Origin of the sequence: Thiolapillus sp., from assembly GCF_048562965.1 — a bacterium.
Lineage (GTDB): Bacteria > Pseudomonadota > Gammaproteobacteria > Chromatiales > Chromatiaceae > Thiolapillus > Thiolapillus brandeum_A.
The window spans coordinates 1-1072 of record NZ_JBHNMF010000961.1 but is presented as its reverse complement, the minus strand read 5'-3'; the positions used below and the strand labels follow the sequence as shown (position 1 = coordinate 1072).

1 protein-coding gene and 1 pseudogene are annotated in these 1072 nt (G+C 55.0%); one reads left to right on the top strand and one right to left on the bottom strand.

All coding sequences use genetic code 11. The features are described 5' to 3' along the window. Window positions 1-328 precede the first annotated feature (328 nt). Window positions 329-517: a HipA N-terminal domain-containing protein gene (locus ACOCD2_RS21470; protein WP_419582425.1), complete on the top strand. Its 189-nt coding sequence runs from the start codon at window positions 329-331 to the stop codon at window positions 515-517. Between the two features lie 95 nt (window positions 518-612). Here ACOCD2_RS21470 and ACOCD2_RS21465 read toward each other — a convergent pair. Beyond that, window positions 613-975 (bottom strand): annotated as a pseudogene (locus tag ACOCD2_RS21465) (IS66 family transposase); the annotation flags it as partial. Window positions 976-1072 lie beyond the last annotated feature (97 nt).

The following is a 1072-nucleotide window of genomic DNA, read 5'->3' as shown; positions in this document are numbered from 1 at the left end:
AAATCGACTCGGCCTTTGACAACCTATTTGTGCCCCAGCCGTCCTGGTCACCAAGCACTACGCAACAACTTCGCAAGCTCGTTGCTGCTCCGTACTTGGCTCCCATATGACTGGACGCCGCATTCGGAGGCCTACTTTGTTTTCCCTCTGGCGCAAGGCACGCCGGGAAAATAGTGCGGCCTCGCGGCTACTGGGGACTACCAGCCTTCGCTTCGCTCTCCATGACTGGTAGCGGCAGAAAGCGATCATGAGCGGTATTTGCCGAGTTTACGTCTGGATTAGACTGCCAGATGGCAAATCATGCCCGCTGGGTGAGGTCGCCACGCAAATGGACGAGGAAGGTGGTCGCATCCAGTGGCAATTCCGGTATGCAGATGATTGGCTGGATCACCCCGGCGGGTTCAACATCGATCCAGCCAATCTGGCATGGGTATCGGGACCCCAAGATGCAGGGCGCGCCGCCGAGGGTATCCATTCTGTTTTTGAGGATGTGCTACCCGATGGTTGGGGAAGATAAATGATGGCGGTGATACACGGTCTTTTGCGCCGCCAGATGCGTTTACCCGATTTGCTGCCGCTGATGGAATACAGGTAAGCGGTCATTCCAAGCCGTTATTGACGCACCATAGCCAAATCTGATTTGAGGGGGTTGTCAGCAAACTTGTCTTTCCATACCCTCGGAGTCAGATCGAGAACTTCACTGGCTGGATGTAAATCAATACGCATGAGCACATCCACCAGATAGGTATAAGGATTGATGCCCTGCAAGCGGCAGGTGGTCAGCAGACTCTGGATAATACCCACCTGTTGGGCGCCGACCTCTGTCCAACAGAACAGCCAGTTCTTCCGGCCCATGGGAATGACCCGCAAGGCCCTTTCCAGGTGATTGGTGTCGATGGGCACATCGGGATCTGACAGATAGACCTGCAACTGCTCCTGATGATTGCGCACATGAGCAACTCCTGCAGATGCCGGCCATGCATGTGGACGAGACCTCATTGCGGGTGGACCGCAAGAACCACTGGATCCATGTCTGCTCGGCAGGCCATATCACCTATAAATTCCTCCATCC